Origin of the sequence: Chryseobacterium sp. SN22, from assembly GCF_008329705.1 — a bacterium.
Taxonomy (GTDB): domain Bacteria; phylum Bacteroidota; class Bacteroidia; order Flavobacteriales; family Weeksellaceae; genus Chryseobacterium.
Genome location: NZ_VTSX01000017.1, coordinates 115,737 through 124,080 on the forward strand (window position 1 = coordinate 115,737; position 8,344 = coordinate 124,080).

At 42.3% G+C, this 8,344-nt stretch carries 5 protein-coding genes and 1 pseudogene; 3 read left to right on the forward strand and 3 right to left on the reverse strand.

Going from position 1 to position 8,344, the window contains the following annotated elements; all coding sequences use genetic code 11:
• Window positions 1-15 precede the first annotated feature (15 nt).
• The gene (locus FY557_RS13040; protein ID WP_149247685.1) at window positions 16-3,060 is read right to left on the reverse strand and encodes a SusC/RagA family TonB-linked outer membrane protein; all 3,045 of its coding nucleotides are present in this window, start codon (window positions 3,058-3,060) and stop codon (window positions 16-18) included.
• Window positions 3,061-3,390: 330 nt separating this feature from the next.
• Here FY557_RS13040 and FY557_RS13045 point away from each other — a divergent pair, with 330 nt between their 5' ends.
• Window positions 3,391-4,458 carry a phosphatidylinositol-specific phospholipase C1-like protein gene (locus FY557_RS13045; RefSeq protein WP_149247686.1) on the forward strand — a complete coding sequence of 356 codons (1,068 nt, stop codon included), beginning with the start codon at window positions 3,391-3,393 and terminating at the stop codon, window positions 4,456-4,458.
• Between the two features lie 221 nt (window positions 4,459-4,679).
• On the opposite strand, the gene FY557_RS13050 is transcribed toward FY557_RS13045, so the two are convergent.
• Complete coding sequence (locus tag FY557_RS13050) at window positions 4,680-6,470, reverse strand: metallophosphoesterase family protein (RefSeq protein WP_149247687.1); 1,791 nt, start codon at window positions 6,468-6,470, stop codon at window positions 4,680-4,682.
• A gap of 74 nt (window positions 6,471-6,544) precedes the next feature.
• Entirely contained in the window at window positions 6,545-7,384 is an 840-nt protein-coding gene (locus FY557_RS13055) for a hypothetical protein (RefSeq protein ID WP_149247688.1), read from the reverse strand.
• 412 nt (window positions 7,385-7,796) lie between these two features.
• Between FY557_RS13055 and FY557_RS13060 the strand changes: the two genes are divergently transcribed.
• A complete protein-coding gene (locus FY557_RS13060) occupies window positions 7,797-8,009 on the forward strand; it encodes a hypothetical protein (RefSeq protein ID WP_149247689.1) in 213 nt (70 codons plus the stop codon).
• A gap of 65 nt (window positions 8,010-8,074) precedes the next feature.
• Window positions 8,075-8,344 (forward strand): annotated as a pseudogene (locus FY557_RS13065) (hypothetical protein); the annotation flags it as partial.

Consider the following 8,344-nt stretch of genomic DNA (forward strand, 5'->3'; position numbering starts at 1 on the left):
TTTCTTTTAACTTGATTAAAATTTAACAGTTGCTCCTAAAATGAACGTTTTCGCAGACGGATACGTCGTATAATCAATCCCCAGCGACTGGTTTCCGCCTACCTGCTTGTTGGTATCTACCAGAGGATCATAGCCCGTATAGTCGGTAATGGTAAATACATTCTGTGCACTTACATACAGATTGATGCTTTTGAGGAATTTCAGCTGATCCATATTGAAGGTATATCCCAGCCTTACATTATTCAGGCGGATAAAGTCTGATTTCTCAAGATACAGGGAAGACAACTGGGGCTGATTGGTAAAGCCGGCACCTGATTCGTAAAAGCTTTTCAACACATTCCGGTCGGATGCCAGGTTGTTGATGTTTAAATCCAGTGCCGTATTGTTGACCAGATATCCGCCGGTCTGTCCGATGAATGAAAAGGCAAAGTCAAAATTTTTGTATTTTATATAGGAATTGATCCCGAAAGTGAAATTCGGAATGGCGCCTTCGAAGATTTTCCGGTCGTTCTGATCGATTCTTCCGTCGCCATTGAGGTCTTCATAAATATATTTTCCGTTGGCGTCTACCCCAAGGTAATTGTACATGTAGAAAGATCCGGCTTCATAACCGTTTTTATAAATATTTGCCGTAACCCCGGAAAGTCCCGGCCCTGAAACCTCTCCTGAATAAATGGCCGAAACCGGAAGATCTTCCACCATGTTATTTACGGTAGCTCCGTTTACATCAAAATTCCAGGTAAAGTTTTCGTTTCGGATGATTTCCGAACCTAAAGAGAATTCAAAACCTTTGTTTACAATCTGTGCGTCCACATTTCTCCATACGTTGCTGGTAGGACTCAGTGGTCTTGAAGGAATATTCAGGATCGGATCTTTTGTCGTTTTATGGTAATATTCCAATGATCCGTACAGCTTGTTTCTGAAGAGGCTGAAGTCCGCCCCGATATTGGTCTGCTCCACCACTTCCCATTTAAGATCCGGATTTACCGTTCTGTTGATGGAAACCCCATTGATGAGATTTAAATTACTATACAGATAGTATCCTGAAGCCTGGGTCAGTGAAGAACTCGCCTGGGTAATCTTGTTCGGTACTTCCTGGTTCCCGGTCTGTCCCCAGCTTCCTCTTAATTTTAATTCGTTGATGACCGCATTCCCTTTCAGGAAATTTTCATTGGAAACCGTCCAGCCCACGGCCACCGAAGGAAAATATCCGTATTTGTTGTTCATCCCGAAACGGGTAGAACCGTCCGCCCTCAGGGAGGCCGTGATTAAATATTTTTTATCAAAATTATAATTTACCCTTCCGAAATACGACTGCAGTTCATTTTCCTGGGCATAGCCGGCTCCCGGGACAAATGCGGTTCCCGAATATCCGGGATTGATTTCCGGAGCAATTCCCGATCCCTGTGCCGAAATATCTTTCACACCGAAATACGTTCCGGTATTTTTGAATTTCTGATAGGAGAAACCGCCCAGTAAACTGAAATTATGCCTTTGCAGCGTAAAATCATATGTCAGGTAATGTTCCAGGAGTACATTGTAAGCATCGAGATTAGCCTGTACATAAATACCTTTCGGCGTTCTGTCGGTAAGGTTCGGGTACATCGTGGTATTTCTTTCCGACATGGTTTTATCGATCCCCAGATTGAATTTATAATTCAGCCCCGGTAAGATTCTCAACGTGGCTTCCGTATTCCCCAAGACCCTGAAGGTGTTGGTTTTATCACTGTAAACGCTCAACAGGTACAGGGGATTGTAATGCGCGTTCATGTTGAAATTGGTATAGTTTCCGTTTTCATCGTATACGGAACGCGTAGGATTGGCCATCAGCGCGTGGATGATCAGCTGCCCGTCGGATCCTGCGTTGCCGCCGTTCGGGATCCCGGTTTCCTTGATATCGCTGGCGGTAAGGTTTACCTTCACTTTCAGCCTTTTATTATCAAAGAAAGATTCTTCTGCGTTGATGCGGGCCGTATTTCTTTTAAAGCTGCTGTTCAGCACGATGCCGTCCTGGTCCATGTGCGAAACGGAGGCAAAGTAGCTTCCGGTATCCGTGGCTTTGGAAAAGGAAACCGAATGATTGGAAGAAACGGCATTTCTGTAAATTTCGTCCTGCCAATCGGTATTTCCGCCGTGGTCGTACAGCTTATTGATTCCTGCCGCTCTGTATTCACCGGCCGTCAGCAAATCCAGCTTTTTGATCACCGAAGAGAATCCCAGATAGGTATCATAGGTAAACATCGGCTCGCCTTTCTTCCCTCTTTTGGTTGTTACCAGCACTACCCCGTTGGAACCTCTTGCCCCATAGATTGCCGCTGCAGAAGCATCCTTCAGTACGGTGATGGATTCGATATCGTTGGTATTTAAAAAGTTCAAGGGGTTTTTAGCCTGTACATTTCCCAATCCCACGTTCGGGCTCTGGGCACTTACCGGGTCATTGTTCAGGGGAACACCGTCTACAACGAATAAAGGTGTACTTCCACTTCTAATGGATCCGATTCCCCGGATGGAAACATTTACCCCTGCTCCCGGCTCGCCGCTGGTCTGTACGATACGTACCCCCGCTACTTTACCCTGCATCAGGTTGTCTACGGAGATGTTCATCCCTTCTTTGAAGTTCTCGGCCTTCAGCTGGCTGATCGCTCCCGTAAGATCAGATTTTTTCTGCGAACCGTATCCTACCAGGGTCACTTCCTCAATAGCAGCAGCACTTTTTTTTGAGGATAAACTTACTGAAACTGTGGTTCCCGAAATTTTCACTAGCTGTGTCGAATATCCTTCATAGGAAATCGAAAGGGTCTGCCCGATGGCAGCTGAAACCGTAAAGTTTCCGGAAGCGTCGGTGGTAACGGTTTCTCCCGTCTCTACAACCGTCACTTTCGCGCCTTCTACAGACGAACCGTCCTGATCGGTTACATTTCCTGTGATGGTTTCCTTCACCTCTGAAGCTACGGTATAATGTGCCGGAAGCCTTTCTGCATGAACCTGATGGGAAACCAGGAAAATCAATGCGATCGGAATTAGTTTTTTAAATGTAAAAGAATTAATTTTGTGGTACATATCATTAAGTAAAGTAATTGCAAGACGTTACATTGCTTGATCAAAAGCCGCTGTTGTTGCCGCAACAGTGGTTTTTATTTCAGGCCGCGTTAGTTTTTATTTTCGGGGTACAAAGTAAAAGCGTTTGGGCGGAAATGATTTTAACCTAATATTATCTTAAAATCAAATAAATATAAATGTCCGTTTTTGAGATAATGGAACGGCCTTCATCGTCAACTACTTACAGGCAGGGCATTTCTGCAATTTACACAACCGTAAAAAAGACTTAACATACTGTATAAGTGCCGTCGCAAAAAGACTTGCTATTTTCGCTGAAACAAATTCTGATTCATGAAAAAGGCAGTTTTTTTTAGCGCATGTTTATCTTCTTCCGTTCTTCTCCGGGCACAGGCGCCGAAGCTTGACGATTTGAAGATCAACGAGATCCAGGTGATCGGTTCCCATAACTCCTACAAAAAAGCCATCCTTCCGGAAGTCTATGAATACCTTTCCCAAAGAGATTCGCTGAATCTTCTTCCGAGAATTCAGTATGAGCATATCCCGATCCCGCAGCAGCTTGACCTGGGGCTCCGCAACCTTGAAATTGATGTGTATGCCGACCGCAAAGGCGGAAAATATGCCCACCCGAAAATCTTAGACCTGGTAAAAACCACGCAGCCTTTCGATCCGGAAGGGAAGATGAAGAAACCGGGGTATAAAATGATCCATATTACGGACATCGATTACCAGACGCAATATTATACGCTTGAAGACTGCCTGAAAGACCTGAAGAAATGGTCGGATGCGCATCCCGATCATGATCCGGTCTTTATTACGCTGGAACCGAAAGACGGTAAGGCCAACCGATACGGAACCGAACCGGAACATTATACATCAAAGCTTTTCGATGAGCTGGATGGTGAACTTGAAAAGTATCTGGGGAAGAATAAGATCATTACTCCTGACGACATCCGCGGTTCTTATCCCACTTTGAACGCAGCCGTTCTGGATAAGCAATGGCCGAAAGTGAAAGATGCCAAAGGAAAATTCTTATTCGTCCTCGACAACAACAGCGAAAACCGGGATCTGTACATACAGGGCCATCCGTCCCTGAAAGGAAGAATGATTTTCACCGATTCAGCGCCGGGAGCTCCTGAGGCAGCCGTTTTATTCAGAAACGACCCGGGTCCGGAAATCATCGGGCTGGTAAAACAAGGGTACATTGTCCGGACACGTGCTGATGCCGATACCATGGAAGCGAGGAAAGAAGATTATTCCAGGTTTGAAAAGGCGAAAGAAAGCGGGGCGCAGGTGATCACGACGGATTATTATCAGCCAAGTAAACTGTTTAAGTCAGACTATAAAATCAGCTTTGACAACAACAGGTATGAAAGGAAAAATCCGGTAACCGGAAAATAGAACATTTTTTACGATTAGATTTATAATGGAAAAGGCTGCCGGATCACCGGCGGTCTTTTCTGATTTTTAAACATAAATGGCGCAAATTTTTCGCAATAACACAGGAAATTTAAATGGATTGAGATATAACTTTCCGGGTTGACATGACGTTGGTTTAAGCACAAATGGCACAATGTTCTTCAGCACAGGAAATTTAAAATGCAAAGATCTGCGGAGATTAATTACAATCTTCTGATCTCCTGCTTTTCCAGATCGATTTCAAAATGGTCTGCCGGATCTCCCGAGGATAGTTGAGAAAAGATTTTGAAAACGGATTTTAATTGTACGATAAACGGATCCTCTGCCCTGCTGTTTGCGTAGACTTCCTCCAAAAGCCTGTACTGTTTGCGCCTTTCTTTCGGGATATCATTTTTTGCCAGTTCATCCGCTGACTGGAATTTATACAGATCGAGCAGAAGATCTTCAACATTCCATCGCCTGAAAGCTTTAGCATCAATTCCTTTTTCCTTTAACTGCGCTTTGGTCTGGACCAGCAGCAACAGCTCTTCCCCACTTATTTTTCCGGCTTTTTTTATAAAATCTTCCGGCCAGTCATCGGGGATCATCCGCAGGCGTACCAGCTCTTTCAGGTGAAACAGCATAAAATCGCGATAGGATTTCGTTTTCAGGATGTCTTTATTCCAGAGGATTTTTGTTTTGTCCTTTTGTAAAGCTTGATATTCCTTTTCATAAAGCGGGAACAGTTCGTTGAAGTTTGGGACATCATGTAAAACTTCTGTGGTGACTTCCATCCGATCAGGGGATTGGATAGTCAGGATTTTATACGCCGGGAGATAAGCCGCCAGCGAAGGAACCTGGATGTTCACCAGCATTTTCTCCTTAAATTTCTTAATGCCCGTATCGTTGATGTGCATATGCCCGGCAAAATGAACAGCCAGTCCGGCTTCTGCAAAAGCCTGAGCCACTTCTTCATCGGGAACCCTTTCCAACTGCCATTTTTTCCCGCCCAGCAGCTTTTTGATTTCACCGGTCGCCCCGTCATTGAAATCGATCATCGGATAATGGGTAAAGGCAATCACCGTTTTGCCGTTTCGTTTCGCTTCCGAGGTAATCCTTTTTACCCAGTCGATCAGGTGTTTTTTATGGGTTAAGACGTTATTGTACCCGATGCCTGCGCCTTTGTAATTGGAGGGGTTGCCCGGATTTTCGCTGAGGTTCTTCGGAATGTAGATATTGCCGTCGATGGCCAGCAGCCAGACGCCTTTTACCGGTTCTACGACATAGCTCAGATCCGGAACGTAAAATCCTTTGGTGACTTCGTACTTTCTTTTATCGTAACCGGCATTCGCCAATGCTTGTTCGTAGGAATAATTTTCAACAGACCCGGAGCTGAAAGGTGTGCTCCAGAACAAGTTTTCTTTCTTCGGATAGAAACCGAAATCTTTCAGTTCGTGCAAAATTTCCAGGTATCCGGATTCGGCAATGTCTCCGGTAATGATTTTACGGTTGGCCTTTCCTCTATATTCCCGGCTGTAAATCCCCAAAGGATTCCCGTCTTCTCCCAGAAAATCATCTTTTCCCGCTTCCTGCCGGAACGGCCCTACCGGATCATGATTTCCCGTAGTGAGATAAAAATTGATGCCGTATTTTTTGTAATACTGGTCTAAAATGCGATGCAATCCACGGATGTTATACGCCTGCCCGTCATCCGAAAAATCGCCGGGCATCGCTACGATGGTAATTCCTTTTGCCGCAATATCGTCCAGGGCTTTGAGAAAGGCAAAATAGTTTTCATTAAAAATCCGGGTCGAATGCAGTTGCGAATCCATGGTCCTGAGGATCGTGGGTTTTCCTGTTTTGGGATTGGTGATCCCTTTAAAACCCTGATCGGAAAAGCTTCCGTACAGGTCCTGGAAATGCACATCGGAGAGAAAAGCAATCTGCACCGGCTTTTGCTGCGCCGGAAACAGGGAACAAGCCAGCATTAAAAATGAGAATATTCCTTTATTCATCCTTAAAAAAAGACGAAAATAAAGGAATATCCGGTGAATTGTTTTAAGTAAAGTTTAAATCATTGTAAAGAAATTTAATTGTCGGCCAGTTCAAGACTTGCATTTTCACCGCCGTAGGTTTCAACAATATGTGGAGTAGCGGCTTTTAAGGTCTTTCCATTTTCAGGATGTGTTCCATAATTGGTAAAGAACTCAACGTGATTGTCACTTTTATCATACCAAACCTTATCCACCGCATTTTCAATCGTCAGCGTGTCCGGCCTCGTGATTTTTTTCTGATAGACAAATTTAGTTGGATCCATAGGCACCACATCAGTCTGAGGGTTTATAAAACTGCTGTCGCTGGCTATATAACGGTCTTTGTCCCAATACATATAGGGTTTTTCGATGGCAGGATCATTCCAAATTGATGAAAATCCAAAAACTGATTTTTTATCTTTAGAAAATACGACTCCGCCGGTTACAAGCAACACTAAAAAAACCATTTCAACAATACCCATCCCATTCTTCTTTAGGAAATCCGGTACTTTAAAATACTGTTCGTTGGTAATATTGATCACAATTTTTGAAAGCTTTTCTGCTAAAGATTCTTCATCGTCATCAACACTTATTTTAACTGTCGTTTTATTAGTTTCATCATCTTTTTTTACAAATGTTCTGGAAAAATCTGTAAAATCTTTGTAACCTAAATAATGACTTAACTTATTCAAAGTATCAGAATCAGGCTCTGTTTCTTTTCCTTTTTCTAAAACATAAGCGTCATAATACCTGACAAATGTTTTTTCATCCAAATAGACATTAAAAGTTTCAAGATGTATCTTCAGATAAAGAGCTAAGGGGTATTTCTTGGTTTTACCTGAGTCTAGTTTTGCTTGTTGAAATACCTCATTAAGTAGTAGTTTAATTTTGGACATAATTAGTTTTTTAAGGGTAATACAAAATACTTGATTTTCTATCATTCTACATTACGGATTTCCGTAATGCTCTTCCTGTCCATTTTCATGTCTATTCATGTCTATTATTTGTCTGTGACGCCTGTAAGAATTACTAGAAATTTGTAATCAGAAATCAGTGAGAAACAAACAATTAAAACAAAAGACAAAACCAAAGTTACGAAACTGATTTCAAAAACTACCAGATAAAACGGAAGAAAATATCCGGGTTGGGAAGCAGATGTTTCTCTTCCGTTTTTGAAGGTCTACTTCCCAAAAAATTTAAGAAGCGCTTCGAAATTTTAACAGTGTACTGCTCGCGATAAATACTTCGTGAGAGGAAGAAAAACAATTTCAACTTCAAAATTTTTTAAAAATGTTAGACTTAATATTGATGCTAATCGCTTTAGCATTCGGGAATAATAGTGCCAATACTCAATCATGTAACAATGATAATAACGGAACAGTAACCATTCAGACCACCAATCCGGGAACGGGAATGGATCCTGGGACAGGGACAGATCCTGGAGATGGAACGGACCCAGGAACAGGTGGACCAGTAGGAGGAAATACCGGACAAATACCTCCGCCATTTACAAAACCATAATTAATTATTTTTGGACAGATTGCATAGATCTGTCCTTTTTTATTACTTTGCAGTAAACATTTCCCATGAAAAATTCATTAATATTAATTATCTTATTTACAATTATTTCTTGTAACAAAGATAGTATAGTTATCAAGCAACCTCCAACTAATAAACATTTTGAGAGGGCTGCTTCATTTAGAGATCAGAATAACTCAGATTCAGCATTCTACTATTTTAATTTATCAAAAAATGATTTCTTAGATAAAAAGGATTCTTTGGGTGTAGCAAGGGCTCTTATAAATATGGCTTTATTACAATATAGCAAAGGAGATTTTTATGGATCTATTGAAACA

What these genes read in the sequence shown, in the direction of transcription:
- FY557_RS13040 (WP_149247685.1), bottom strand. Translation starts at nt 3,060, where the DNA reads ATGTACCACAAAATTAATTCTTTTACATTTAAAAAACTAATTCCGATC.
- FY557_RS13045 (WP_149247686.1), top strand. Translation starts at nt 3,391, where the DNA reads ATGAAAAAGGCAGTTTTTTTTAGCGCATGTTTATCTTCTTCCGTTCTT.
- FY557_RS13050 (WP_149247687.1), bottom strand. Translation starts at nt 6,470, where the DNA reads ATGAATAAAGGAATATTCTCATTTTTAATGCTGGCTTGTTCCCTGTTT.
- FY557_RS13055 (WP_149247688.1), bottom strand. Translation starts at nt 7,384, where the DNA reads ATGTCCAAAATTAAACTACTACTTAATGAGGTATTTCAACAAGCAAAA.
- FY557_RS13060 (WP_149247689.1), top strand. Translation starts at nt 7,797, where the DNA reads ATGCTAATCGCTTTAGCATTCGGGAATAATAGTGCCAATACTCAATCA.